Source organism: Billgrantia desiderata, assembly GCF_900108215.1.
Taxonomy (GTDB): Bacteria; Pseudomonadota; Gammaproteobacteria; order Pseudomonadales; family Halomonadaceae; genus Halomonas; species Halomonas desiderata.
This window is the reverse complement of the sequence record NZ_FNVC01000003.1, coordinates 24,764-48,837: the sequence shown is the minus strand read 5'-3', so window position 1 is coordinate 48,837 and position 24,074 is coordinate 24,764. Positions and strand designations below refer to the sequence as shown.

Here is a 24,074-nt window from a genome sequence, read left to right as displayed (position 1 = left end):
AACTGGGCAGGTTGGCTATGCTCGGCGGCAGGCAGCGTGCGGAAAACCTACTCTTCGGCAGTACCCGGTGGGTATCCCGGCTCCTGGGCAAGTCGATCGATCTCGGCCCGGAATTCGTCGATATCCTGGAAGCGACGGTAGACCGAGGCGAAACGAATGTAGGCGACCTGGTCGAGGCGTTTGAGCGCCTGCATCACGGCCTCGCCGATGTTGCGAGCCTGGATCTCACGCTCACCGCTCGCTCTCAGCCGATGGCGAATGCGCTCGACGGCGGCCTCGATGGCCTCGGCGCTGACGGGACGCTTCTCCAGCGCACGCAGCATGCCGGCGCGCAGCTTGTGCTCGTCGAAGGTCTCTCGGGAACCGTCGGATTTCACCACCCGGGGCATGACCAGCTCAGCGGTTTCATAGGTGGTGAAGCGCTCACCACAGTCGGTGCACTGGCGGCGACGGCGCACCTGGTCGCCGTCCGCCACCAGGCGGGAGTCGGTCACGCGGGTATCATGGGCGCCACAGAAGGGGCAATGCATGGTATCGGTCCGAACGTGAAGCGGGGCGACACTGGGTCGCGCGTGAGCACAAATGTGAGCCAATTGACCCGATATTGTACCCACTCCCCCGCTGATCGCCCAGCACACAGGTCAAGCCGGCATGCCGGGCGCTCGATTCGGCGTCAGTGTCGATGCCCTTCTCCATGGCCATGACCATGGTCGCCGTGGTCGTGAGCATCGCCCTGTGCATGGCCGTGATGCCCCTCGGCACTCACCTCGATGCGCTTGACGGGAGCCGTGATCTGCTGGGACTCGCCCGTGTCGAAGCGCAGCTCGATCTCGACGGGCTGCCCCTCCTCCAGCGGAGCGGTCAGCCCGATCAGCATCATGTGCAGGCCGCCGGGCGCCAGCGCGACCGATTCACCGGCAGGCACGACGATTTCGGAAATCTTGCGCATCTGCATCACGCCCTCCACGTCTTCGTGGTTGTGCAGCTCCATGACCTCGGCTGCAGGCGAGTCTGCATCGACCAGGGTCACGTCCTGCTCCCCCGGATTGCGTAGCGTCATGAAGGCCGCCGAGGTCTGCGAGCCAGGCGGCACGGCGCGTACCTGAGCCTCTTCGACGAGCAGCGGCTCGGCGAGCGCCGTCGATGCCACCAGCGAAAGCCCCGCAGTGAGCAGGAGTGAGCGGACCAGCACCATGATGAAACTCCTTGTTGTATGGTTGGCATGAGCCAGGGAAACAGGCGAAAAGCTTACTACGATGTCGAGCGTCATGAGACAGGATGCGTCAACCCGACACGTTCGGCCTGCATCGGCAAGGTGAACCTGCGCTCGCCGGGGGAGTCCATCGCTGGGATGACGCTCCCTGGAAGGCAATTTCAATCAAGGAAACCCCACATGGTTCTTCGCTTCACGCTGCTCATGGCCGCCCTGGCCCCTCTCGCTGCCGTTTCGGCGGCGCAGGCCGACGAATGGCCGGGCCCGGTTCAGGCCCTGGTCGAGGAAGGACTCGAGATTCACGGCGAATTCGAGGCGCCCGGCGGGCTGGTCGGTTACGCCGCTAGCCATCAGGGTCGCGAGATGACCGTCTACGTCACGGCCGACGGCCAACATGCCATCGTCGGCACCATGATCGATGCCGAGGGCAACGACCTCTCCGAGGTGCCGCTGGACGAGCTGGTGAGAGCCCCTCAGGAGGAGCAGGTCTGGCAGCAGCTGGAACAGAGCCACTGGATTCAGGACGGCCAGGCCGACGCTCCCCGCGTGCTCTACACCTTCACCGATCCCAACTGCCCCTATTGCCGCCAGTTCTGGGAGCAGGCACGCCCCTGGATCGAGGCCGGCGAGGTGCAACTGCGCCACATCATGGTAGGCATCCTGCAGCCGGACAGCCCAGCCAAGGCCTCCGCCCTGCTGGGTGCCGAGGATCCCGAAGCCGCCCTGCACGATCACAGCGGTGGCGACAGCGTGGCCCCCTCGGCCCAGCCCCGCCACATCGAGGATCAGGTTTACCGCAACAACCAGCTCTTCGACGAGCTCGGCCTCTACGCCACCCCGACCACGGTCTATCGTCATGACGGCCGGCTGCAGCGGGTGGACGGCATGCCGGACGCGACGAGGCTGCACGAGATGATGGGCGGCGAGGCCCCCTGAGTCGCTTCGACGAGCGTGCGGTCCCTCGCCGACCAGGCGTGGGGCCGCACCGTCGGTCAACCCCTGGCGGGCATCGCCCTGGCCAGGAACCAGCCCGCCACCATGGCCACGAGCATGGCGAACAGCGGTGCCGTCAGCCCGGCAATGGAGGCGATTGCCGGTCCGGGACAGTAACCGGAGAGCCCCCAGCCGATGCCGAACAGGGCGGCGCCGCCGATCAATCGCGCATCCAGATCCCGGCGGGTGGGCAACTGGAAGGTCTCGCCGAGCATCGGCCGCTCCCGCCGGAATACCAGCCGGTAGCCGATGAAGGTCGTCACCACGGCGCCGCCCAGCACGAACATCAGCGTCGGGTCCCAGGCACCGAAGATATCCAGAAACCCGAGCACGCGGGCGGGGTCGGTCATGCCGGCAAGCGCCAGCCCCAGGCCGAACAGCAGCCCGGCGATATAGCCCATGAAGGTCTTCATGCCGCCCCTCCGATCACGTGACGCACCACATAGACGGTGACGATGGCGCAGAGCAGGAAGGTCAGGGTGGCGACCATCGAGCGCGGCGACAGCCGGGCCAGCCCGCATACGCCGTGACCGCTGGTGCAGCCGCTGCCGAGACCGGTGCCCACGCCCACCAGCAGCCCCGCCACCAGCATCAGTCCCACCCCGCCGGCGGGTGGTCCGACCACCTCTCCGGGAGCGCCGGCCACGTTGCCCAGCCCACCGCCCAGCAGCATGAGCAGCAGCGGGCCGCTGATCAGGCCCAGCACGAAGGCCACGCGCCAGGCGCTGTCTCCCTTCGGCAGGGCCGTCACCAGGCTACCGACGATGCCGCTGATGCCGGCGATGCGGCCCAGCGTTGCCATCAGCCATACGGCCGAGAGGCCGATCAATATTCCACCTGCCAGCCCTTGCAGGCTTGCCGTCCAGTCCACGTTCACCTCCTTCGTTTGTCAGTCGTTCATCAACAGCCCGAAGGCCCGGCACTCACCGGGCCGGTAGCACCACAGGTATGCCCCGTTGCGGAGCGTCGCCACGCAGCGAGCGCCAGGCGTCAAAAGTGCTCAGAAATACCTTTCCGGTCAGCTCGCGGCAGAAGCGGGTGTGCTGCAGCCGATCCATCACCGGCCCCTTTACCTCCGCCAGGTGCAGCTTGACCTGGGCATCGCGCAGGCGGGCATTGATCACCTCGAGACTTTCCAGCGCCGAGGCGTCGATGACGTTCACTGCCTGACAGGCCAGCACGATATGCCGCAGCCCGGGCTGGCGCGCCGCCAGTGCCATGACGGTATCTTCGAGGTAGCGCGAATTGGCAAAATAAAGGCTCTCGTCGACGCGCAGGATGGCCAGCGCCGGATCGGTCTCGACCTGATGCCGCTCCACGTTGCGGAAGTGCTCGGTACCCGGAACGCGGCCCACCACGGCACTGTGCGGGCGGCTGGTGTTGTAAAGGTGCAGGGCCAATGACAACCCCACGCCGGCCAGGATGCCCGTCTCCACCCCGACGGCGAGCGTCACGCCGATGGTGACGAACATGGCCATGGCGTCGCAGCGGGAGTACTCCCAGGTCCTGCGAATGGCGGAGATATCCACCAGCGACAGCACCGCCACGATGATGGTGGCCGCCAGGGTCGCCACGGGCAGATAGGCGATCAGCGGGGTCAACAGCAGCGCCGCCCCGGCAATGCCGACTGCCGTGAAGGCACCTGCCGCCGGCGTCTGGGCGCCGGCATCGAAATTCACCACCGAGCGGGCGAAGCCACCGGTGACCGGCATGCCGCCGGTAAAGGAAGCGGCGATATTCGAGGTGCCCAGACCCACCAGTTCCTGATCGGGATCGATACGCTGTCGTCGCTTGGCGGCCAGGGTCTGGCCGACCGAGACCGACTCCACGAAGCCGATGATGCTGATCAGCAGCGCCGCCACGAACAGCTGGCTCCACAGGCCGCTATCGAAGCCTGGCAGGGTCAGCGGCGGTAGCCCCGCAGGTACCGTGCCCACCACGGCCACGCCCTTGGCATCCAACCCCAGCCACCAGGTCGCCAGGGTGGTCACGGCCACGGCGAGGATCGGCGCGGCCTTGGTCAGCATCTCCGCCGGTCGCGGCGGCACGCCTGCGCGCTCCAGGGCCGGCTTGAGCCAACGCCTGGTGGCATACAGGAACGCCAGCACGCCGAGCCCGATGCCCATGGTCGCCAGATGCACCCCACCCAGACCAAGGGCTAGACTGCCCAGCAACTCGAACAGGTTGTGTCCGGTGGCGTCTATGCCCAGCACGTGCCTGAGCTGACTGGCGGCAATGATCAGTCCTGAGGCAGTGATGAACCCCGAGATCACCGGATGGCTCAGGAAGTTGGCCAGAAAACCCAGCCGCGCCACCCCCATCAGGGTCAGTATGAGTCCCGACATCAGCGCCAGCACCAGCGCCGCGCCGAGATATTCCGGCGTGCCCTGGGGAGCCACCTGCCCCACCGCGGCCGCCGTCATCAGCGACACTACCGCAACAGGACCCACCGCCAAGGTGCGACTGGTGCCGAAGATGGCGTAGATCACCAGCGGTGCGATGCTGGCATAGAGCCCCACCTCGGGCGGCAGCCCGGCCAGCAGAGCGTAGGCCAACGATTGCGGAATCAGCATGACGGTGACGATCACCGCCGCCAGCAGGTCGCTGCCCAGGGTGACCCGGCTGTAGCCGGGCAGCCACTGGAGAATGGGGAAATAGCGTTTGGGGCTCACGCGGCGCGCCTCAGAACCGGTTGATCGGCACCTTGAGATAGACCTGACCGTTGTCTTCCGGCGGTGGCATGTGGCCGGCACGCATGTTGACCTGTACCGAAGGCAGGATCAGACGCGGCATGTCGAGGGTGGCGTCGCGCTCGGTACGCATGTGGACGAACTCCTCCTCGCTGATGCCGTCGTGAACATGCACGTTGTGCGCGCGCTGCTCGGCCACGCTGGTCTCGTGCTGATACTCCTCGCGCTCCGGTGCCTTGTAATCATGGCAAAGGAAGAGTCGGGTTTCGCCCGGCAGCGCCAGCACTTTCTGGATGGAGCGATAGAGCGTACGCGCATCGCCGCCAGGGAAGTCGCACCGCGCGGTGCCATAGTCGGGCATGAACAGGGTATCGCCGACGAAGGCCGCATCGCCGATCACATAGGTCAGGCAGGCCGGCGTATGCCCCGGCGTATGTAGCACCCGTCCTTCCATTTTGCCGATGGCGAAGGTATCGCCTTCCTCGAAGAGGCGGTCGAACTGACTGCCGTCGCGGGCGAACTCGGTGCCCGCATTGAAGGCCTTGCCGAAGACCTCCTGCACCACGGTGATCCTCGCGCCGATGCCGGTCTTGCCACCCAGTTTTTCATGGAGATAGGGGGCCGCGGATAGGTGGTCGGCGTGAACGTGGGTCTCGAGGATCCACTCGACGGAGAGCCCTTCGCGTCGGATGAACGCAATGATATCGTCCGCCAAGCGGGTATCGGTGCGTCCCGCGGCGTAGTCGAAGTCGAGCACGGAATCGATGATGGCACAGGCCCTGCTGCCCGGATCCCGTACCACGTAGCTGAAGGTGTTGGTGGGCTCGTCGAAGAAGTGGGTCACGATCGGCTGGGACATGGTCATGGACCTCCGTCGGTGTGGCTGCAAGCGTCTAATAGGCTTATTTCTTGGGTAGCTTGCAGGTATTGATGCCAAGCAGCTGATAAGCCGGACAGAAATTGATCAACCCAGTAGCCAGCGGCAGCACACCGATCCAGCCCCAGACGCCAATCACGCCGGTGATGGTCAGGCCGATCAATACCGCTCCGACCACGATCCGCAGAATTTTGTCGATACCGCCTACGTTGCTCTTCATGGTTTCACCTTGAGGTTGGAGATCAGAAGCTCGAGATGGACAAATAACATAATGATCTATGCTAATAACAAAACTCAACACTAAGAATAGCTCAGAATCCCGGTGCAGAGAAGAAACCCTGTCGAACATTGACCTGCATCAAGTTGTCGCAGCCCGTCACAGCAGGAGCATGTACCGCCGGGCGCAAAAAGCGGCCCGCGGAGCGTTGCAGTGAATGCAGCGGAGAGACAGGCTTAGGGAAACACTGCACAAATGCCTGCGCGAGCGAATCGCTGCGTTGCGCGGTGCCGAAGCGTCGGACCGTCGGAATCCTCACATATACCCCATATGCTCCGGGTCCTGTGCTCCGTGCGCCTTGTGCTCCATCTCGCTCGTCGATTTGTTCAGCGCTTCCCTAGAGCTGGATACGGCCGCCGTAGACCGGGATTTCCGCTTCGATTCCGCTCTCGGCCAGCGCCCCCTTGAGCACCTGCTGGGTTTCCGGCTCGCCGTGAACCAGGTAGAAGCGCGGCGTGTCGCGGAAGGCACCGGCCCAACCGATCAGCTGGCTCTGCCCGGCATGGGCGGAGAAGCCACCGATGGTATGCACCTTCGCCTTCACCGCCAGCTCCTGGCCGAGCACGCGCACCTTCTCGGCGCCATCGACGAGCTGACGGCCCAGCGTGCCGGCCGCCTGGAAACCGACGATCACCAGGCGGGTATTGGGTTTCTCGAGGTTGTAGCGGAAGTGGTGGACGATACGTCCACCGGTGCACATGCCCGCCCCGGCAATGATGATCGCCCCGCCGTGGATGCGATTGATCGCCATGGACTCTTCCACCGTGCGCGTCATGCGCAGGATCGGCAGGTAGCGGCCGGTATCGCCGCTGGCGGCAATGTTGAGCACTTTCAGGTCTTCGGCATCCAGGCTCTTGCGAGCACGGTGATAGAGCTCGGTGACCTTGATCGCCATGGGGCTGTCGAGAAAGACCATTTGCTGAGACAGTCGCCCCTCGTGATAGAGCACGCTCAGGTGGTAGAGGATCTCCTGGGTGCGCCCCACGGCGAAGGCGGGAATCAGCACGTTACCGCCACTGGCGTGGGCTTCCGCCAGTACCTGGGCAAACTCCTCCAGGGTCTCGTCCAGGGGCCGATGGTCACGGTCGCCGTAGGTGCTCTCCATCAGCACCACGTCGGCTTCGAAGAGCTTCTCCGGCTCCTTCATCAGTACCGAGCTCGGATTGCCCAGGTCGCCGGAAAAGACGATCCGCTTCGTCTGCCCGCCGGATGGCACCGCCAGCTCGACGATTCCCGAACCGAGGATATGGCCGGCATCGCGGAATACCAGTGTCACTCCCCCGGGAAGCTTGACGGGCTGGCCGTAGCCATGGGACTTGCACAGCCTCAGCGTGCGCTCCACGTCCGCCAGCTCGTACAGGGGCTCGATCAAGGGCTTGTCGTGGCGCTTGCGCCACTTGTTCTCCCATTCGACGTCCTTGGCCTGAATGAAGGCCGCGTCCTCGAGCATGATCTCGAGCAGATCCCGGGTACCGCGGGTGCAGTGAATCGGGCCGCTGTAGCCTTCCCGCACCAGCTTGGGCAGCAGCCCGGCATGATCCAGATGACCGTGCGAAATGACCACCGCATCGAGCTGCCTGGCCAAGGCACCGAAAGGCCTGGCGTTGGCCTCGTCGGCTCCCTTTCCGCCCTGGTGCAAGCCGCACTCCAGCAGCACCCGATAGGTACGATCCGCCCCCTCCACCTCGATGAGATAACGGGAGCCGGTGACTTCACCGACTGCCCCTTGAAACGTCAACGTCGACATAAGCTCATGGTCCGCCAGGTTTCCTCGTTGCTTTCAGCATAACGGAAGGTGAGCCCGGCGGCTGAGCCGAAATACCGGCCCGGGTCAGGTTCCACGCGCGACCTTCCACTTGACCTCGGGCAATTCAGGCGCTGGAGCACAGATGGGTTTAGTGCGACTCCTCTGGCCCTTGGCATCAAGACACAGGCCTGCCCGGCTGACATACACCTGTTCAAATGTCCAGCCGCCTCATACCTATAGACTTTCACATATCAAAACAAAATAGCAAAAATTAATTGCATAAGACTACTTTTAGACAAGAATTCAGTTTAAGCCTGTCGTCCGCAGGGACTACTCCTTCCAGACGCTGTGCTTAGCGCCATCAGTACCGCCAAACCTGTAGCGATGCAGGGACGGAAAGCCACGGGTCTCATCTCCTGAGACAGCCGGGCCGCCTGAACCGGGCGCCTTGAGAAGTAGAAGAACAATCGACAAGGCGGCGGAGGGTGGCCGCGCACCGCAGACCGACACGGTGTCGCCCGCTCCTCCAGGTAACGGTAGGTAGATGAGGGTAGAACAATGAGCACATCCTTTACGGACTTCCTAGATGGCAAGGGGCTAGAGACCGATCCCAACAATTGGAGCCAGAGCTTCTTTTCCAAGCACTATACGATGTGGCTGGCCGATGTCGTGCTTCAGGCTGACGCTGTCAAGGCTTGGCTGGCGGCCAAACTCGACGAGCAAGGGCTCTCGGGAGACTACGAGATCAAGCTTAACCAGAATAGCGATGATGGTGCCCCCTATCTGGATTTCGGAGATGGCGCAGCCCCCTTCTATCTGACGGATCTATTCACGGGCGGCAAGGACTTCTTCAACTGGATGCAAGGGCGAGCCGAGCAGACTCGATGGTATTTTGATGAGTATACGGCGCCAGGCTCACCAGAAAATCAGCCGCCAACTGATATAAGGATCCTTATAAGCTAAGAGCTGGCTGAAGCCGTACACGGGATTGGCCCTCCAGCAACAGCAGACCAGCCTGCAAACACCACAACTGGTCAAGGAACAGTGATCGGTACCTTATCAGCGGTGGACCCCGACGAGGGCGACACCCATGAGTTCGAAATCGCCAATGACCCTACTGATCGATTCAAAATCGACGGCACCACCCTAAAACTACAAGATGGAAAGGAAATAAAGGAGGGTGATGGCATTTTCACCCTCACCATAAAGGTGACTGACAGTGCCGGCAACGAGTTCTATGAAATCTTCACCTTCAATGCTGGAACAAGTGGGAATGATCAGAACAGCAATGCATTGCTAGGCACCGAGTCTTCCGGTACCGGAACGGAAGCGGACCCAAAGATTGGAGACGATATCATCTTCGGATTCCGGGGTAACGATACGCTCAACTACTCTCTGGATGATGATAACGTAGTACTATGGGGTACCAGTGGTGATGACGCTCTCTTTGGCGGCCGTGGCAACGATACCCTCTATGGGGGCGAAGGGGATGATCAGCTTTTCGGTGGTGCAGGTCAAGATACGCTGATTGGTGGCCCCGGCGCCGACATCCTTGCCGGGGGTGACGGGAACGACACCTTCAAATGGCTCGCCGGCGACATGGCAGGCACTGCTGACGAGCACTTTGACACAATCCTCGACTGGTCCAATGGCAGTAACAAATTGGATATCACGGAGCTGCTGAGCGATTTTGGCTTCAATTCCCAGGATCATGACCTTGCCGACTGGGTTCAGGTCACCAATGACGGCACTGATACCACCATTGCCGTGGCCACCAGCGTTGCCGATGCCGAGGCGGGCAGTCATTCCAATCTGGTACTGTTGGAAGGCGTGGTCACCGACTTCGATGGCCTTGTCGGCAAACTGATCGTCGACTAAGTCGGCAGCACAGCTCTGAAAGCCAACGCCCCGCACCGTCTGCACGGTGCGGGGCGTCGACTTTCAGGTGGCGCAGGCGTCGCGGCTCAACGATAGACCGGGAAGCGCGCGCAGACGGCCTCGACCTTGTCCTTCACCTCGGCTTCGATGGCGGCGGTATCCTCACCCTTGGCCATGACGTCGAGGATGTCGCAGATCCAGCCGGCCAGCTCGCGACACTCGCCTTCACCGAAACCGCGGGTGGTCACGGCCGGGGTGCCGATGCGCAGGCCGGAAGTGACGAACGGGCTCTGCGGATCGCCGGGTACGGCGTTCTTGTTGACGGTGATGTGGGCGCGGCCCAGGGCGGCATCCGCGTCCTTGCCGGTCAGGCCCTGCTTGATCAGCGAGAGCAGGAACAGGTGATCCTCGGTGCCACCGGAAACGATGTCGTAGCCGCGCTCGATGAACACGCCGGCCATGGTCTGGGCGTTCTTGACCACCTGCTGCTGGTAGCTCTTGAAGCCGGGCTCCATGGCCTCCTTGAAGCACACCGCCTTGGCGGCGATGACGTGCTCCAGCGGGCCGCCCTGGCCGCCGGGGAACACGGCGGACTGCAGCTTCTTCTCGATCTCTTCGTTGCCTTCGGCGGAAAGGATCAGGCCACCGCGCGGGCCGCGCAGGGTCTTGTGAGTGGTGGTGGTCACCACGTGAGCGTGGGGCAGCGGGCTCGGATAGACCCCGGCAGCCACTAGGCCGGCGATGTGGGCCATGTCGACCAGCAGGTAGGCACCTACTTCATCGGCAATCTCGCGGAACCTGGCCCAGTCGATGATCTGGGAGTAGGCGGAGAAGCCGGCGATGATCATCTTGGGCTGATGCTCGCGAGCCAGCCGCGCCACTTCCTCGTAATCGATGCGTCCGTTGCCGTCGATGCCGTACTGCACGGCATTGTAGTGCTTGCCGGAGAAGTTCGGCTTGGCGCCGTGGGTCAGGTGACCGCCGGCATCGAGGCTCATGCCCAGCACGGTGTCGCCCGGCTTGACCAGCGCCTGGAACACGGCACTGTTGGCCTGGGAGCCGGAGTGAGGCTGAACGTTGGCGTAGCTGGCAGCGAACAGCTGCTTGGCGTAGTCGATGGCCAGTTGCTCGACGATGTCGACATACTCGCAGCCGCCGTAGTAGCGCTTGCCGGGGTAGCCTTCCGCGTACTTGTTGGTCAGCTGGCTGCCCTGGGCTTCGAGAACGCGCGGGCTGGCGTAGTTCTCGGAGGCGATCAGCTCGATGTGCGCTTCCTGGCGGGCGACTTCCTTCTGCATCGCATCGAACAGGGCATCATCGAAACCGGCAATCGTCATGTCACGGCTGAACATCGGCGGGAAACCTCGCATACGGGGAGAATCGGGATGCGCCATGATACCCCAGCCCATGGCGGCTTTCACTTGAAAGGCCGTCATGGGCGGGTGCAGAAATACTCATGCTGCGTTTAGCTGCAGCAAGGGAACGCTAAACAAATCGACGAGCGAGATGCGGCGTAAGGCGCACGGTTCCTGGCGCAGCGATCACCCTTTAGCGGGTCTCGACCTTGACGCTGAGCTTCCCCGGCACCCCCAGCGGGTCGCTCATGTAGGTGGTCACGTTGCTTTGCGCCGGCAGCGTCACACGCACGTCGAGGTGCTGCGCACTGCCTTCCAGCAGGTCGACCAATCCCACCAGGACGGCCTGAATCTCGGGGCCGAACATCATGCCGAAGCCCTGGGCCTGGGTGCGCACCTGCTCGACGTACAGCGCCTCCGTCACCCCCTCCATCGCCGCTCCCAGCGTGGCCAGGCGCGAGAACAGCCCTTGGTTGGCCAGGCTCAAGTGAATGTCGCCGCCCAGCAGGGTGGCGTCCTCGAGCCAATCCATGTTGCCGAAGGCATCACTGGGAGTCACATCGTGCGGCAGCAGCAGCGGCAAATTGATGTCGAGCAGCAGGCTCAAGGCATCGTGGATGTCGATCTGGCTGTCGCTGATCAGCACGCTGTGCTCGTCCTTCTCCTGCCAGCTGCCGAGCAGGGCGGCATCGAGGCGCAGCTCGCCGCTGCCGCCGGTCAGTACGTTGCTGACCATGCGCAGTTGGGTGCGCTCATCCTCGGGAGCGAGCTCGATCATGCGCGCCAGGTCCATGTGCAACCCCTCGAGACGCACTCCCCCCTTGCCGTCGTCGAAGTTGCCGTCGAGATCGATCAGGGCCAGACGAGCGACCAGCTCGGGAGACTCCACGGCCAGGTCACGCAGCACCAGCGAGGCCAGCTTCTCCTCGCCCTCTTTATCGATGCCGGTCAGCCCCTCCAGGCGCAGCGAACGCAGCGTGAACGACCCGGAACCGAGCTCGTCCAGTTCATCGAAAACGCCGGCCATTCCGGAAATCTCCAGCATGCCGATCGCCTCGTGGGAGAGCGACTCGCCGCGCAGCTTGTCGATGGTCATGCGGCCATGGCCGCTGCTGAACGGTGTATCGAAGAAGATCTCCTCGGCAAGCTCCGAGGCCAGCTCGATCACGATGCCGTCGATGGCAAGGCTACCCAGGCGCACCTGCTCGGGCGTCAGCGCATCATCATGCAGCGGGAATACCGCCTGCGACGGCTCGCCGAGCACGATGCGCTCGACGCTCATCAGGGTCAGCTCGGTGAGACTGTCCTCGATGCGCAGGCCTTCGAGCGTGACTTCGGCAGGGGCGTCGTAATCGCCGCTGACGATGTAACGATCGATCAGCAGGCGCTCGCCCTCGTCGGCCTCGAAGACGATATCTTCGGCGGTGAGCCGTGAGCGCAGCATGGCGCTCGAGACGTCGCCGATGGAAAGCGTTCCACCCTCGCTGAACAGCGCCCGCAGGTCGGCTTCGAAGCGCTCTGCGTCCGCCATCGCAGCCCCATGGACGCCAAAGAGAGCGATGCAGACAAGGGTCTGCTTCAGGTTGATTGATCGGGGTCGGTAAATCTTCATCGATGCCACCTCCTGTGCACTGCATCGGTCGGATAGGAAGGTGGCAAGGCACGCCGCACCACATTCGCAATTACATAGTGTAACCGCATTCATGCAGTGCAGCGCTGCAACATCGCCTGCGGGCGTTTCAACGTCGCGGTGGACGAATCAGGCCTCTCCCAGCAGCCCCAGGCTTGCCGCCGGGGCCTGCTTGCGCAGGCCCCGCGACAGGACATGACCGATGGCACCGATCAACACCGCGCCACCCAGGGGCAGCACGACCCAAAGCCATAGGTGAAGGCGTGGCGCCAGGTCGAACCAGGCGATATAGATGCCGGCGGTGGCCAGCTCGGCCAACAGCGCGCCCATCAGGCCGCTGGCCAGGCCGAGGATGGCGAACTCGGCTCCCTGCACGCGGGAAATCAGGCTCTGGCCGGCGCCGAACACCCGCAGCAGGCCGCTCTCGTGAGCACGTGCCGGACGACTCGCTGTCAAGGAGGCATACAGCACGCTCACCCCGGCCAGCAGCACGAAGGCCAGCACCAGCTCCACGGCACGCGTCACCTGAGCCACGACGTCACGCACCTGGGCCAGTATGGCGTCGATGTTGAGCAGCGACACCCCGGGGAAGCGCTGTACCAGCTGGCGCAGCGTATCGCCCTGCCCGCCGTCCAGGTGGAAGGCGGTGATGAAACTATGGCCGAAACGCTCCAGCACCCCGGGCGGGAAGATGACGAAGAAATTGGGTCGGAAGCTGTCCCAGTCCAGGTTGCGCAGGCTGGCCACCTCACCGACGATCTCCTCGCCGCCGATGGTGAAGGTCAGACGATCGCCCAGCGACAGGCCCAGGCGCTCGGCCAGCCCATCCTCCAGCGAGATCGGCACCACGCTCTGCGCCGGCTCGGCATCCACCTCGCCCAGCCAGCCGTTGGGCGGGGCCTGCTCCAGCGCATCGAACCACTGGCCGGCTACCACCCGGTTGCCCTCGGGGAGCTCGGCCTGCCAGGTGAGATTGAGCTCGCGGCGCAGCGAGCCGTCGCCGCGGGATTCCACCGGCACGGCGTCCCGGGCCGGCTCACCGTTGATCTCGGTGAGTCGCCCACGCACCATCGGGTAGAGCGCGGTGCGGTCGTCGGCACTGGCCTCCAGCGCCTCGATGAACGCTTCGCGCTCGGCGGGCTGGATGTTGATGGCAAAGTAATTAGGCGCATCCTCGGGCAGTTGGTCCTGCCAGGTAGTGAGCAGGTCGCCGCGCACCATGGCGATCATGGCCATGGCGAAGAAGGTCACCGAGAAGGCGAGCAGTTGCCCCAGGCTGGCGGAGCGCCGCCGCGCCAGCTGGCGCCCGCCCAGGCGCAGGGCCTGGCTCAGCTCCGCACCCTTGCCACCGCCTTGAGGCAGACGCGCGGCAACGCGCAGCACCAGGCCGAGCAACAGCCCCCCCAGCCCCCACAGCACCACCAGCATGATCAGCCCGCCCACCAGCAGCGAGGCTGCCAGGCCGAAGTCGCCGGAGTAGAGCCATAGCAAGCCGCCGAATACCAGGCTGGCCACCAGCACCACCAGCCAGGCCGCGGCCGGCAGCGGGTCGAGTTCGCGGCGCAGCACCTTGAGCGCACTGACCCGCTTCAAACGCAGCAGCGTGGGGCCGGCAAAGCCGACCAGCACCGCCAGCGCCGTCAGCACCCCCAGCCACAGCGGCAACCAGCCCGGCGGCGGCAGGGTCAACGGCAGGAAGGCCGTGAGCAGCGCCAGCAATGCGGCCTGACCGACCAACCCCAGCAGCGCCCCGAGCAGCGACGCCGCCAGCGCCAGCCACAGCAGCTGCAGGGCGAACAGCCAGGTCAGATCGCGCTGAGTGGCGCCGAAGCAACGCAGCAGCGCCGCGGTATCCAGATGTCGCTCGACGTAGCGTCGCGTGGCCATGGCCACCGCCACCCCGGCCAGCAGCACGGCGGCAAGCCCGGCCAGGCTCAGATAGCGCTCGGCACGCTCCAGGGCGTTGCCGAGCCCCGGTCGGTCGCGGCGCACGTCGCGCACCTCGACGCCGTCACGCCGCAGGCGCTCGAGCAGCGGTGCCAGCTGGTCCAGCGCCTGCGGCGGGCCGGCGGCGAGCAGCTCGAACTCCACCCGTGCGCCGGGCTGTACCAGGTTGGTAGCTTCGAGATCGTCGAGATGAATCATCAGACGCGGGTTGAAGTTGCCGAAGCCGGCGGACTGATCCGGCTCGCGCTCGACCAGTCCGGTCAGCGTCAGCTCGCCCTCGCCCACCTGAATGCGGTCGCCCAGCTCTGCCTCCAGCAGCAGCGCCAGGCGCGGTGCCACCCAGGCCTCACCCGGAGCGGGGCCGTGACTGACCGTCTCGAGGCCCTCGCCGCGGTCGACGTAGACCTCGCCGTAGTGGGGATAGACGCTGTCCACGGCCTTGAGGCTGGCCGGCTGGAAGGCATCGCCGAAGCTGACCATGGTCACCATGTCGACCTGGTCGCTCAGCGTCATGCCGGCCTCTTCCAGAGTCTGGCGCAGCTCCTGGCTGAAGGGGCGGCCCTGTTCGAGCACCAGGTCGCCGCCGAGCAGCTGGCCGGCCTGGCGGGTCAGGCCACGGTCGAGACGGTCGAGGAAGAAGCCGATCATGGTCGAGGCGGCCACCGCCAGCGCCAGGGCGACGAACAGCGCACGCACGTCGCTGGCGCGCAGATCGCGCAGCAGGCCGCGGGCGGAGAGGCGCAGCAGATTGGCACCCTCGGCCCGGGTAGAGGCTCGGCTCATGCGCTCACCTCATCGCGCACGAGTTCGATCAGCCGCCCCTCCTCCAGGCGCAGGCTGCGGTCGCAGCGCGCCGCCAGCGCCTGGTCGTGGGTCACCAGCACCAGGGTGGTGCCGGCTTCGCGGTTGAGCTGGAACAGCAGATCGATGATGCGCGCCCCGGTGGCTTGATCCAGGTTGCCGGTGGGCTCGTCGGCGAACACCAGCTCGGCGCCGGTGACGAAGGCCCTGGCCAACGCGACCCGCTGCTGTTCGCCACCGGAGAGCTGCTTGGGCAGATGCTCCAGGCGCTCACCGAGGCCGACCCGGGTCAGCCAGTCGCGGGCACGCGACTGGCTATCGGGCAGCGGCGAGAGCTCCAGCGGCAGCAGCACGTTCTCCAGTGCCGTCAGAGTCGGCAGCAGCTGGAAATTCTGGAACACGAAGCCGACCCGACCGGCACGCAGCCGGGCGCGGCCATCTTCATCGAGCTTGCCGAGCGTTTCGCCGAACAGCTCCAGCTCGCCGCCGCTCGGCTCGTCCAGCCCTGCCAGCAGGCCGAGCAGGGTCGACTTGCCTGCGCCACTCTGGCCGAGGATCGCCACGCTCTCGCCGGGGAACACTTCGAGCTCCAGACCACTCAGAATGGTGAGCCGCCGCTCGCCGCTCGTCACCTGCTTGCTCAGCTGACGAGCATGTAGAATCGGTTTGACGTCACGCCCGGAAGCGGCGGCAAGCGAAACAGCATCTCGAGTCAAGGAGTCGGTCATGGTGAAAGTCTTTCCCTTTGGTCTGGTAGGCGTCTGGCTGGCGCGCTGGCGTTCCTGCGGCGCCGGCCTTGCCGGGAGCGCGCTGTTCGCCCTGGCCCTGGTCACCGCTCCGGCCCTGGCAGCCGAGCGTCCGATACTGCTGGTGGTAGGCGACAGCCTGAGCACCGCCTACGGCTTCGAGCAGGAGGCCGGCTGGGTCACCCTGCTCGAGGAGCGGCTCGACGGCAGCGCCCGGGTCGTCAATGCCAGCATCAGCGGAGAGACCAGCGGCGGCGGTGCCAGCCGACTCCCCGAGCTACTCGGACAGCACGACCCCGACATCGTTCTGCTCGAACTGGGCGGCAACGACGGTCTACGCGGCCTGCCGCCGACCCAGATGGAGGCCAATCTGGCCGGCATGATCGAGGCCAGCCAGGCCGCCGGCGCCGAAGTGCTGCTGCTCGGAATCGACATTCCGCCCAACTACGGGCAGGCCTACCGCCGCGCCTTCACCGACGTCTTCACCCGTCTGGCCGAGACCTACGATACCCCACTGGTGCCGTTCCTGCTGGAAGGCGTGGCGCTGGAAGAAGGCCTGATGCAGGACGACGGCATCCACCCCACCGCCGAGGCCCAACCCATCATACTCGACAACGTCTGGCCGGCGCTCGAGCCGCTGCTGGAGAGCAACGGCGTGCAGCTGGCCGAACTCGCAGCGGAATGAGTGGCTAGCCAGCGGTCCATTTGCGGACTATTCTTGGACCACCGGCATGTTATCAGGAGTGCACTCATGCGTACCGAGACCATCAGCTACCTCAAGCAGAATGCGGCCACACTCGATGTGGAGGAGCCCTTGGTCATCACGCAAAAGGGCAAGCCTACCTACGTGGTTGAATCGTATGCCGCCCACGAGCGCCGCGAACAGGCCATCGCCCTGCTCAAGCTGCTGAGCCTGGGAGAGAAGAGCCGTGAAGAAGGCAAGACCATGAGCGCCGAGGAGTTCATGGCCCGACTCGAGACCAGGCACGAGGCACGCCGCGGCGAATCATCATGACCCCTCCGCTGCGAGTGGTCTTCGAAACTACGGCAGAGCTCTCCCTGGAATCCTGCGAGAACTTCCTGCTCGACCAGCTCCAACTCCCGCTGCCCCATGTCGAGAAGATCTCACGGGGTCTCGTCACGACCAGTCTCGAGCGGCTCACGGCCCACCCCCATACCTATCCTGTCTGCCGGCTGGCCCTGGAGCTGGGCATCGGCCACTACCGTGAGCTGCTGATCGACGGCTACCGGGTCATCTATCGCTTCTGGCCCGAGCGGGAGCAGGTTTCAGTCTATCTCTTCGCCCATCAGCGCCAGGACTTCAAGCAACTGCTGTTCGAATATCAGCTGCTCTCCTGAACCGCTGCTCTCGGCGCCTTCTGCCACTGCTGCAGCCCCAGGCCGCCGAGGATGAGTACTAGCCCGACCAGGGTGGAGAGCAGGATCGGCTCGCCCACCACCAGGTAGAGCAGCAGTAGCGAGACCGGCGGCGACAGGAAGATCAGGTTGGACACCCGCGCCGTGCGCGACACCCGATGCACGGCCAGCTGCCACAGCACGAAGGCGATGCCCATCTCGAACAGGCCGACGTAGACCCCGGCCCCCAACGCCGCCCAGCCGTGCCAGCTGAAACCGGGCCCCAGCAGCATCAGCAGCGTGAGCACCGGCAGACCGACGCTGAAGTTCTGCCACTGGGCCACCAGCGGCGGGCGGGCGTCGCGCACGTTGAGCAGCCAGTAGAGCGCCCATAGCAGCGTCGAGGCCAGCGCCAGCCCTACCCCAAGAGGGTCGGCAAAGGCCACGTCGAGCACCTGCCCCCGGGTGGCGATCACCCACACCCCGGAATAGGCGATCAACCCTGCCACCACGTCGGTGCGGGTCAGCCGCTGGCCGAGGATCGGCACGGCGAGAAAGGCCATGGCCAGCGCCCAGGTGTAGTTGAGGGCCATGGCCTCCTGCCCCGGCAGGCGGGCATAGGCGCCGAACAGCACCAGATAGTAGGCTACCGGGTTCATCAGCCCGGCCCAGACGGCGGTGCGCCAGCCGCGGCGCAAGGCCTGGCCGAGCAGCCCCTGACGCATCACCAGCACACCCATCAGCAGCCACGACACTGCAGATGCCAGCCACATCAGCTCCAACGGCGACATGTAGCCCAGCGCCACCTTGAAGGCGGTGGCCACCGTGGACCACAGCGCCACGGCTCCCAGGCCGAACAGAATCGCCTGGCGGTCCTGATTCGGCATTGCCGCACTGGTCATGGTTTTCATCGATCGATATGCCCCAGATCCCGCCCGGGGTCGAGCCGGTCGCGCACCCGCTGCTTGAGCTGCTTGCTGTCGGGAAAGCCGCCGTCGCGCTTGCGCTCCCACAGCGACTCGTCGTCGTAGAAGATCTCGAAATAGCCCCCGTGGGAGGGCACCAGCGCGACCTCCTCCAGCTCCTCACCGAAGGTGGAGAGCAGCTCCTGGGCCAGCCAGGCGCTGCGCAGCAGCCACTGACACTGGGTACAGTAATGGATGCGGATGCGTGACATGTCGGCAACTCTGTCGCAACAATGGAACGGGAATGATAGCAGCCAAGGAGCCGGGATGAGCGAGCGCGAGATCAGCCAGTCGCGACTGTACGAGTGGCTGACGGGCGATGAAGACAGCCGCATGTGCAAGGACATCGCCGACGAGGCCTGTAACGAGCAGCCACGCAACTTTTTCCTGCACCTGTTCGCCGCGCTGGGCAACAAGCTGGCCGACGAACTCTCCAGCGCCCGCCTGGTGCTGCCCTGGCTGCTCGGCGTGATCGGCGCCCCGCTGTGGATGGTCGGCCTGCTGGTGCCGATCCGCGAGGCGGGGGCCCTGCTGCCGCAGCTGTTCGTCGCCGGCTTCATTCGTCTCAAGCCGCAGCGCAAGTGGGCCTGGGTCGTCGGCGGCTGTCTCCAGGCCGTGGCAGCGTTGGCACTCGCCCTGCTCGCGCTGTTCGGCCAGGGCGGGCTCGGCGGTGGCCTGGTGCTGATCACGCTGGTGGCGCTTTCGCTGGCCCGCGGGCTCTCTTCCATCGCTACCAAGGACGTGCTGGGCAAGACCATCGCCAAACAGCGCCGCGGCAACCTGCTGGGCTGGAGCGGCAGCGTGGCCGGGGCCGTCACCCTGGCGGCCGGCGGCGTGCTGATGCTGTTCGACGATCGCCCCGGCGAACTGGCTCTGGCGGCGCTGCTCGGCGTCGCCGCCCTGGGCTGGACCGTCAATGCACTGTGCGCAGCACGCATCGCCGAAGTGCCGGGTGCCGTGGAGGGCGGTGAGAACGCCTGGAGCAGCATCAAACTGGGACTGCGCCTGCTGCGTGAGGATCGCAACTTTCTGCACTTCAATCTCTCACGTGCGCTGCTGTTGGCCAGCGCCCTGGCACTGCCCTACGTGGCACTGCTCGGCCAGCAGCAGAGCGGCGCCGAGCTTGGTGGGCTGGGCCTGTTGATCGTCGTATCGGGCCTCGCCGGCATGGTGGCAAGCCCGGTGTGGGGCAAGCGCTCCGACGCTTCCAGCCGCAGCGTGCTGCGCGACACCGGCCTGGGCGCTGCGGCCTGCTGCCTGCTCGGCGCCGGTATTGCCTGGCTGCCGGGCGAGTGGACCGCGCAGGTATGGCCCTATGCCCTGGTTTATGCTCTGCTGGTCATCGTCCACGCCGGGGTGCGCCTGGGCCGCAAGACCTACCTGGTCGACATGGCGGGTCAGGACAAGCGCGCCCTCTACGTCGCGCTTTCCAACACCCTCACCGGCGTGCTGATGCTCGTGGTAGGCGGCATGACGGGCGTGCTGGCCCAGTGGCTGGGTACCGACTGGCTGCTGGTGGTACTGGCCGTGATGGCACTGGGAGCCGCCGCCTCTGCAGCGCGTCTGCCGGATGTCGAGTAGGGATCGGACGGCGTTGTCAACCTGGCGCCGGCTGGCCATGATGTAGCATAGTGACATTCGGTAATAGTCACGATCGGTAACCGCCAAGCCCGAGACAGGAATGCCTGGAATGAAACGAACCCCATTGATCAGCCCCGAACTGCTCGAGCGCATCGTCGACGCCTCCGAGGACGGCATCGTGGTCGCCGAACAGGAAGGTGACGAAAACATCCTCATCTACGTCAACAAGGGCTTCGAGCGGCTCACCGGCTACAGCGCGGACGAGATCCTCTACCAGGACTGCCGCTTCCTGCAGAATGACGACCGCGACCAGGCGCCACTGGACAACATCCGCAAGGCGCTGGCCGAGGGCCGGCCGTGCCGGGAGGTGCTGCGCAACTACCGCAAGGACGGCACCCTGTTCTGGAACGAGCTGTCGATCACCCCCGTCTACGATGCCAACGACAACCTCACCTACTACATCGGCGTACAGAAGGACGTCACGGAGCGCGTCGAGGCGCAGCGGGAGTTGGAGCGGCTCAAGGCCGAGCACGGTATTCCCTGACCTGTCCCTGACCTGTAGGCGCGAAGAAAAAAATCGCGATTAAGCTTGCTCTCGGCTCATTCCGGATATATATAGCCGTCAGGTGCCGACCTTATGGGCACCGATGGCGCTTCAGGTCCGTCGCTTCGGACGCGAAGCGGTTGTGCGACACGTCGATCGCAGCGCGGTCGACACCGGGCCATGGGAGGATTTCGCATGAGCCATGAACCCCTTGTCAACGACACTCACGACGACGACGACTTCCTCGAAGCGGTGAACGACGACGACTACGTGCGTCCTCGCGCCTCCAGCCGTGCCGATACCCTGCGTGCCCGACGCCGCGTCGAGGCCCTGCTGGAAGAGCGCCGCCTCAAGCGCGCCATCGAAGACGACTGGATGATGCTCGACGAGGAAGAAGAAGAGTAAACGCCCCCATCGCGGCGACACTGGCCTTTGCCCTGCCCGACCACTATCATCGTGGCCACTGAACCCCTCAACTCCAGTGGAATTCCATGGCGCAATACGTCTTCACCATGAATCGGGTGGGCAAGGTCGTTCCGCCCAAGAAGCAGATTCTCAAGGACATCTCCCTATCCTTCTTCCCGGGCGCCAAGATCGGCGTGCTGGGCCTGAACGGTGCCGGCAAGTCGACCCTGCTGCGCATCATGGCCGGCGTCGACAAGGAGCATGAAGGCGAGGCGCGCCCCATGCCCGGCATCAACATCGGCTATCTGCCCCAGGAGCCGCAGCTCGACGACGAGAAGAGCGTGCGCGAGACCGTGGAGGAAGCCCTGGGTGAGATCAAGGAAGCGCAGACCAAGCTGGACGCCGTCTACGCCGCCTACGCCGAGCCGGACGCCGACTTCGATGCCCTGGCCGCCGAGCAGGCGCGCCTGGAGAACATCATCGAGGCCGCCGATGCCCACAACCTCGAGCGCAAGCTGGAAGTCGCCGCCGAGGCGCTGCGCCTGCCACCCTGGGACGCCCGTGTCGGCCACCTCTCCGGTGGCGAGCGCCGCCGCGTGGCCCTGTGCCGGCTGCTGCTCTCCAGCCCCGACATGCTGCTGCTCGACGAGCCCACCAACCACCTGGACGCCGAATCGGTGGCCTGGCTCGAGCGCTTCCTGCACGACTATCCCGGCACCGTGGTAGCCATCACCCACGACCGCTACTTCCTCGACAACGTGGCCGGCTGGATCCTCGAACTCGACCGCGGCCACGGCATCCCCTTCGAGGGTAACTACTCCCAGTGGCTGGAATCGAAGGAGAAGCGACTGGAGCAGGAGGCCAAGCAGGAAGCCTCGCGCCAGAAGGCGATCAAGCACGAGCTGGAGTGGGTGCGCAGCAACGCCAAGGGGCGTCAGGCCAAGAGCAAGGCGCGCCTCAACCGCTTCGAGGAGATGCAGTCGGGCGACTTCCAGAAGCGCAACGAGACCAACGAGATCTACATTCCGCCCGGCCCGCGCCTGGGCGACAAGGTGATCGAGTTCCACGGCGTGTCCAAGCGCTTCGAGGACAAGCTGCTCTACGAGGATCTCTCCTTTACCGTGCCCAAGGGGGCCATCATCGGCATCATCGGCGGCAACGGCGCCGGCAAGTCGACCCTGTTCAAGCTGATCACCGGCAAGGAGCAGCCCGACAGCGGTGAGGTGGTGATCGGCGAGACCGTCGACATCGCCTACGTGGAGCAGCTGCGCGACGCCCTCGAGGATAAGCAGACGGTGTGGGAAGCGGTCTCCGACGGCCAGGACATCCTCAACATCAATGGCTACGAGGTCTCCTCACGCGCCTATGTCGGCCGCTTCAACTTCAAGGGCAACGACCAGCAGAAGTTCCTCAAGGACCTCTCCGGCGGTGAGCGCGGCCGCCTGCAGCTGGCCCAGACCCTGAAGCAGGGCGCCAACGTGCTGCTGCTCGACGAACCGTCCAACGACCTCGACATCGAGACCCTGCGCGCGCTGGAAGAGGCGCTGCTCGCCTTCCCCGGCTGCGCTCTGGTGATTTCCCACGATCGCTGGTTCCTCGACCGTATCGCCACCCATATCCTGGCGTTCGAGGGCGACTCCCACGTGGAGTTCTTCGAGGGCAACTACACCGACTACGAAGCGGATCACCGCAAGCGGGTCGGCAACGACACGCCGCACCGGATGAAGTACAAGCGCATCGACGCCTGATCTCGCAGGATGTCGCAAACGACGAGGCCCCGCCATGCGGGGCCTCGTTGCGTTCGCCTTGGAAACGCTAGGGCTTCCTTCGTCCAGTGATCAGCGAGACGATGAACAGCACGATGAACAGGAAGAACAGGATCTGGGCGATGGTCGTCGCCGCACCGGCGATGCCGGTGAAACCCAGCACCCCCGCAATGATGGCGATGATCAGAAACAGCATGGCATTGCCGAGCATATGGACCTCCTTGACACGTTTAGCGCCAACTTCCTTCGGCGCAGTTTCCCTATCAGGTGCCCTTAAGCCTTGCGTGAACTCCTCGAAGCGTCAAGTTACTACCGGTGACGCCTTGTTATAGCTCTGCTACACCACGGTACGAAACTGCCACTTCCCGGCTCGAGCCTGCCGGGCTCAGTAGAGCTCCGGCTCGCCCTCGGGGCGCGTCTTGAAGCGCCGATGGAGCCACATGTACTGCTCCGGGTACTTGCCGATCGCCCGCTCGATGAAGGCGTTGACCTGCCTGGCATCGCTCACCTCATCGCCACTCGGGAAGTCCTCCAGCGCGGGGTGGCACTCGATGGTATAGGTGCGATCGTCCGGGTTGCGATGAAACATCAGCGGCACTACCGGCGCCCCGGTCATCCGCGCGATCTTGGCGGTCAGGCGAATGGTCGCCGCCTCGATGCCGAACAGCGGAGCGAAGACGCTGACGTCGCGGCCGAAATCCTGGTCCGGCGAATACCATACGATGTGCCCCGCCTTGATGCGCCGCACCACCCCGCGCAGGTCGTGACGGTCGATGGCCTCGCCGAAGATGCGACTGCGCGCCCGGGTCATGAAACGGTCGAACAGCGGATTGTTGTGCGGCCGGTAGACCACGTCGGAAGGGAAGTAGAGCGAGTGCAACGCACCGCCCAGGTCCAGCGTCGAGAAGTGGATGCCCACCACCAGCACGCCCTTGCCCTGGGCGTAGGCCGCATCCAGATGATGACGGCCCTTGTAGGTGACGCGATGGCGCAGGTGCCTGGGATCGCGACACCAGCCCGTTGCGGTCTCTAGAATACCGATGCCATTGGCCTCGAAGGTCTCGCGCACCAGCTTGGCGCGCTCGGCGTCGCCGAGCTGGGGAAAGCAGAGCCTCAGGTTGGTGTCGACGATATGGCGGCGGCGCGGCACCGCCGCCCAGGCCAGCAGACCGAGGCCGCGCCCAATGGCGAGCCTGAGGCGCCACGGCAGCCAGGCGCCAAGCCGCATGGCGCCGATGGCCAGCCAGGCCGGCCAGAAGCGAGGATGGGCGTAGGAGTCGGGCCAGTTGCGTTTGGACATGCA

At 64.9% G+C, this 24,074-nt stretch carries 26 protein-coding genes and 1 riboswitch; of the genes, 10 read left to right on the top strand and 16 right to left on the bottom strand.

The window, feature by feature from the left end; genetic code table 11:
- Positions 1-47: 47 nt before the first annotated feature.
- Positions 48-530 carry a transcriptional regulator NrdR gene (gene nrdR / locus C4S71_RS04175; RefSeq protein WP_086509422.1) on the bottom strand — a complete coding sequence of 161 codons (483 nt, stop codon included), beginning with the start codon at positions 528-530 and terminating at the stop codon, positions 48-50.
- A 143-nt stretch (positions 531-673) separates the two neighbouring features.
- Positions 674-1,195: a copper chaperone PCu(A)C gene (locus C4S71_RS04170; RefSeq protein WP_160113352.1), complete on the bottom strand. Its 522-nt coding sequence runs from the start codon at positions 1,193-1,195 to the stop codon at positions 674-676.
- A 198-nt stretch (positions 1,196-1,393) separates the two neighbouring features.
- On the opposite strand from C4S71_RS04170, the gene dsbG reads away from it, so the two are divergent.
- Positions 1,394-2,149, top strand: a complete 756-nt coding sequence (dsbG, locus tag C4S71_RS04165; protein ID WP_103968300.1) for a thiol:disulfide interchange protein DsbG — start codon at positions 1,394-1,396, stop codon at positions 2,147-2,149.
- A gap of 56 nt (positions 2,150-2,205) precedes the next feature.
- On the opposite strand, the gene C4S71_RS04160 is transcribed toward dsbG, so the two are convergent.
- The 6 genes from C4S71_RS04160 to C4S71_RS04135 all read right to left on the bottom strand — a co-directional run bounded on the left by C4S71_RS04160 (position 2,206) and on the right by C4S71_RS04135 (position 7,797).
- Entirely contained in the window at positions 2,206-2,619 is a 414-nt protein-coding gene (locus C4S71_RS04160; protein ID WP_086509419.1) for a DUF6691 family protein, read from the bottom strand.
- A complete protein-coding gene (locus C4S71_RS04155; RefSeq protein WP_086509418.1) occupies positions 2,616-3,077 on the bottom strand; it encodes a YeeE/YedE family protein in 462 nt (153 codons plus the stop codon). The genes C4S71_RS04160 and C4S71_RS04155 overlap by 4 nt, the downstream gene beginning before the upstream one ends.
- 52 nt (positions 3,078-3,129) lie before the next feature.
- Complete coding sequence (locus C4S71_RS04150) at positions 3,130-4,878, bottom strand: SulP family inorganic anion transporter (RefSeq protein ID WP_103968299.1); 1,749 nt, start codon at positions 4,876-4,878, stop codon at positions 3,130-3,132.
- Between the two features lie 10 nt (positions 4,879-4,888).
- On the bottom strand, positions 4,889-5,755 hold the full coding sequence (locus tag C4S71_RS04145; RefSeq protein ID WP_086509479.1) for an MBL fold metallo-hydrolase: 867 nt from the start codon (positions 5,753-5,755) through the stop codon (positions 4,889-4,891).
- Between the two features lie 43 nt (positions 5,756-5,798).
- Positions 5,799-5,993 (bottom strand): YgaP family membrane protein, encoded by a 195-nt coding sequence (locus tag C4S71_RS04140; RefSeq protein ID WP_086509416.1) that lies wholly within the window; start codon positions 5,991-5,993, stop codon positions 5,799-5,801.
- Positions 5,994-6,387: 394 nt separating this feature from the next.
- Entirely contained in the window at positions 6,388-7,797 is a 1,410-nt protein-coding gene (locus C4S71_RS04135) for an MBL fold metallo-hydrolase RNA specificity domain-containing protein (RefSeq protein WP_103968298.1), read from the bottom strand.
- Positions 7,798-8,156: 359 nt separating this feature from the next.
- A riboswitch (cyclic di-GMP riboswitch) is annotated at positions 8,157-8,235 on the top strand.
- 120 nt (positions 8,236-8,355) lie between these two features.
- On the opposite strand from C4S71_RS04135, the gene C4S71_RS04130 reads away from it, so the two are divergent.
- Positions 8,356-8,760, top strand: a complete 405-nt coding sequence (locus C4S71_RS04130) for a hypothetical protein (RefSeq protein WP_103968297.1) — start codon at positions 8,356-8,358, stop codon at positions 8,758-8,760.
- Positions 8,761-8,841: 81 nt separating this feature from the next.
- Positions 8,842-9,675, top strand: coding sequence for a calcium-binding protein (locus C4S71_RS22685; protein WP_103968296.1), 834 nt, complete (start codon positions 8,842-8,844; stop codon positions 9,673-9,675).
- 86 nt (positions 9,676-9,761) lie between these two features.
- Here the strand turns inward: C4S71_RS22685 and glyA are convergent, their stop codons facing one another.
- The 4 genes from glyA to C4S71_RS04105 form a co-directional block, all read right to left on the bottom strand.
- Positions 9,762-11,027, bottom strand: a complete 1,266-nt coding sequence (glyA, locus tag C4S71_RS04120) for a serine hydroxymethyltransferase (protein ID WP_103968444.1) — start codon at positions 11,025-11,027, stop codon at positions 9,762-9,764.
- Between the two features lie 196 nt (positions 11,028-11,223).
- Complete coding sequence (locus C4S71_RS04115) at positions 11,224-12,561, bottom strand: hypothetical protein (protein WP_234250016.1); 1,338 nt, start codon at positions 12,559-12,561, stop codon at positions 11,224-11,226.
- 228 nt (positions 12,562-12,789) lie between these two features.
- Entirely contained in the window at positions 12,790-15,390 is a 2,601-nt protein-coding gene (locus tag C4S71_RS04110; protein ID WP_086509410.1) for an ABC transporter permease, read from the bottom strand.
- On the bottom strand, positions 15,387-16,136 hold the full coding sequence (locus tag C4S71_RS04105) for an ABC transporter ATP-binding protein (protein WP_086509409.1): 750 nt from the start codon (positions 16,134-16,136) through the stop codon (positions 15,387-15,389). Before C4S71_RS04105 ends, C4S71_RS04110 begins: the two co-directional genes overlap by 4 nt.
- On the opposite strand from C4S71_RS04105, the gene C4S71_RS04100 reads away from it, so the two are divergent.
- The 3 genes from C4S71_RS04100 to C4S71_RS04090 all read left to right on the top strand — a co-directional run bounded on the left by C4S71_RS04100 (position 16,135) and on the right by C4S71_RS04090 (position 17,513).
- Positions 16,135-16,839, top strand: a complete 705-nt coding sequence (locus C4S71_RS04100; protein WP_103968295.1) for an arylesterase — start codon at positions 16,135-16,137, stop codon at positions 16,837-16,839. The two genes, C4S71_RS04105 and C4S71_RS04100, sit on opposite strands and share 2 nt — an antisense overlap.
- Before the next feature lie 66 nt (positions 16,840-16,905).
- Complete coding sequence (locus tag C4S71_RS04095; RefSeq protein WP_086509407.1) at positions 16,906-17,169, top strand: type II toxin-antitoxin system Phd/YefM family antitoxin; 264 nt, start codon at positions 16,906-16,908, stop codon at positions 17,167-17,169.
- Entirely contained in the window at positions 17,166-17,513 is a 348-nt protein-coding gene (locus C4S71_RS04090; protein WP_086509406.1) for a type II toxin-antitoxin system RelE/ParE family toxin, read from the top strand. The genes C4S71_RS04095 and C4S71_RS04090 overlap by 4 nt, the downstream gene beginning before the upstream one ends.
- Here C4S71_RS04090 and C4S71_RS04085 read toward each other — a convergent pair.
- Together C4S71_RS04085 and C4S71_RS04080 are read right to left on the bottom strand one after the other, a co-directional pair.
- A complete protein-coding gene (locus C4S71_RS04085) occupies positions 17,498-18,412 on the bottom strand; it encodes a DMT family transporter (protein ID WP_103968294.1) in 915 nt (304 codons plus the stop codon). The two genes, C4S71_RS04090 and C4S71_RS04085, sit on opposite strands and share 16 nt — an antisense overlap.
- A 5-nt stretch (positions 18,413-18,417) precedes the next feature.
- Complete coding sequence (locus C4S71_RS04080; protein ID WP_086509404.1) at positions 18,418-18,687, bottom strand: Rdx family protein; 270 nt, start codon at positions 18,685-18,687, stop codon at positions 18,418-18,420.
- 55 nt (positions 18,688-18,742) lie between these two features.
- On the opposite strand from C4S71_RS04080, the gene C4S71_RS04075 reads away from it, so the two are divergent.
- The 4 genes from C4S71_RS04075 (at position 18,743) to ettA (ending at position 22,753) form a co-directional block, all read left to right on the top strand.
- Complete coding sequence (locus C4S71_RS04075) at positions 18,743-20,056, top strand: MFS transporter (protein WP_086509403.1); 1,314 nt, start codon at positions 18,743-18,745, stop codon at positions 20,054-20,056.
- A 109-nt stretch (positions 20,057-20,165) separates the two neighbouring features.
- Positions 20,166-20,600: a PAS domain S-box protein gene (locus C4S71_RS04070; protein WP_103968293.1), complete on the top strand. Its 435-nt coding sequence runs from the start codon at positions 20,166-20,168 to the stop codon at positions 20,598-20,600.
- Positions 20,601-20,795: 195 nt separating this feature from the next.
- The gene (locus tag C4S71_RS04065) at positions 20,796-21,005 is read left to right on the top strand and encodes a PA3496 family putative envelope integrity protein (protein WP_086509401.1); all 210 of its coding nucleotides are present in this window, start codon (positions 20,796-20,798) and stop codon (positions 21,003-21,005) included.
- Between the two features lie 86 nt (positions 21,006-21,091).
- Positions 21,092-22,753 carry an energy-dependent translational throttle protein EttA gene (ettA, locus tag C4S71_RS04060; protein WP_086509400.1) on the top strand — a complete coding sequence of 554 codons (1,662 nt, stop codon included), beginning with the start codon at positions 21,092-21,094 and terminating at the stop codon, positions 22,751-22,753.
- Positions 22,754-22,820: 67 nt separating this feature from the next.
- On the opposite strand, the gene C4S71_RS04055 is transcribed toward ettA, so the two are convergent.
- Both C4S71_RS04055 and lpxL read right to left on the bottom strand, forming a co-directional pair.
- Positions 22,821-22,982, bottom strand: coding sequence for a DUF1328 domain-containing protein (locus C4S71_RS04055; RefSeq protein ID WP_086509399.1), 162 nt, complete (start codon positions 22,980-22,982; stop codon positions 22,821-22,823).
- 174 nt (positions 22,983-23,156) lie between these two features.
- Positions 23,157-24,071, bottom strand: a complete 915-nt coding sequence (gene lpxL / locus C4S71_RS04050) for an LpxL/LpxP family Kdo(2)-lipid IV(A) lauroyl/palmitoleoyl acyltransferase (protein WP_103968292.1) — start codon at positions 24,069-24,071, stop codon at positions 23,157-23,159.
- Positions 24,072-24,074: the final 3 nt, after the last annotated feature.

Bases quoted from the DNA above. Each gene is read 5' to 3' on its own strand.
- glyA (WP_103968444.1), bottom strand. From the start codon at position 11,027: ATGTTCAGCCGTGACATGACGATTGCCGGTTTCGATGATGCCCTGTTC.
- C4S71_RS04115 (WP_234250016.1), bottom strand. From the start codon at position 12,561: ATGGCGGACGCAGAGCGCTTCGAAGCCGACCTGCGGGCGCTGTTCAGC.
- C4S71_RS04085 (WP_103968294.1), bottom strand. From the start codon at position 18,412: ATGACCAGTGCGGCAATGCCGAATCAGGACCGCCAGGCGATTCTGTTC.
- C4S71_RS04160 (WP_086509419.1), bottom strand. From the start codon at position 2,619: ATGAAGACCTTCATGGGCTATATCGCCGGGCTGCTGTTCGGCCTGGGG.
- C4S71_RS04080 (WP_086509404.1), bottom strand. From the start codon at position 18,687: ATGTCACGCATCCGCATCCATTACTGTACCCAGTGTCAGTGGCTGCTG.
- C4S71_RS04135 (WP_103968298.1), bottom strand. From the start codon at position 7,797: ATGTCGACGTTGACGTTTCAAGGGGCAGTCGGTGAAGTCACCGGCTCC.
- C4S71_RS04095 (WP_086509407.1), top strand. From the start codon at position 16,906: ATGCGTACCGAGACCATCAGCTACCTCAAGCAGAATGCGGCCACACTC.
- C4S71_RS04090 (WP_086509406.1), top strand. From the start codon at position 17,166: ATGACCCCTCCGCTGCGAGTGGTCTTCGAAACTACGGCAGAGCTCTCC.
- C4S71_RS04100 (WP_103968295.1), top strand. From the start codon at position 16,135: ATGGTGAAAGTCTTTCCCTTTGGTCTGGTAGGCGTCTGGCTGGCGCGC.
- C4S71_RS04110 (WP_086509410.1), bottom strand. From the start codon at position 15,390: ATGAGCCGAGCCTCTACCCGGGCCGAGGGTGCCAATCTGCTGCGCCTC.
- nrdR (WP_086509422.1), bottom strand. From the start codon at position 530: ATGCATTGCCCCTTCTGTGGCGCCCATGATACCCGCGTGACCGACTCC.
- ettA (WP_086509400.1), top strand. From the start codon at position 21,092: ATGGCGCAATACGTCTTCACCATGAATCGGGTGGGCAAGGTCGTTCCG.
- lpxL (WP_103968292.1), bottom strand. From the start codon at position 24,071: ATGTCCAAACGCAACTGGCCCGACTCCTACGCCCATCCTCGCTTCTGG.
- C4S71_RS04170 (WP_160113352.1), bottom strand. From the start codon at position 1,195: ATGGTGCTGGTCCGCTCACTCCTGCTCACTGCGGGGCTTTCGCTGGTG.
- C4S71_RS04105 (WP_086509409.1), bottom strand. From the start codon at position 16,136: ATGACCGACTCCTTGACTCGAGATGCTGTTTCGCTTGCCGCCGCTTCC.
- C4S71_RS04145 (WP_086509479.1), bottom strand. From the start codon at position 5,755: ATGTCCCAGCCGATCGTGACCCACTTCTTCGACGAGCCCACCAACACC.
- C4S71_RS04140 (WP_086509416.1), bottom strand. From the start codon at position 5,993: ATGAAGAGCAACGTAGGCGGTATCGACAAAATTCTGCGGATCGTGGTC.
- C4S71_RS04070 (WP_103968293.1), top strand. From the start codon at position 20,166: ATGAAACGAACCCCATTGATCAGCCCCGAACTGCTCGAGCGCATCGTC.
- C4S71_RS04055 (WP_086509399.1), bottom strand. From the start codon at position 22,982: ATGCTCGGCAATGCCATGCTGTTTCTGATCATCGCCATCATTGCGGGG.
- C4S71_RS04130 (WP_103968297.1), top strand. From the start codon at position 8,356: ATGAGCACATCCTTTACGGACTTCCTAGATGGCAAGGGGCTAGAGACC.
- C4S71_RS04065 (WP_086509401.1), top strand. From the start codon at position 20,796: ATGAGCCATGAACCCCTTGTCAACGACACTCACGACGACGACGACTTC.
- C4S71_RS04075 (WP_086509403.1), top strand. From the start codon at position 18,743: ATGAGCGAGCGCGAGATCAGCCAGTCGCGACTGTACGAGTGGCTGACG.
- dsbG (WP_103968300.1), top strand. From the start codon at position 1,394: ATGGTTCTTCGCTTCACGCTGCTCATGGCCGCCCTGGCCCCTCTCGCT.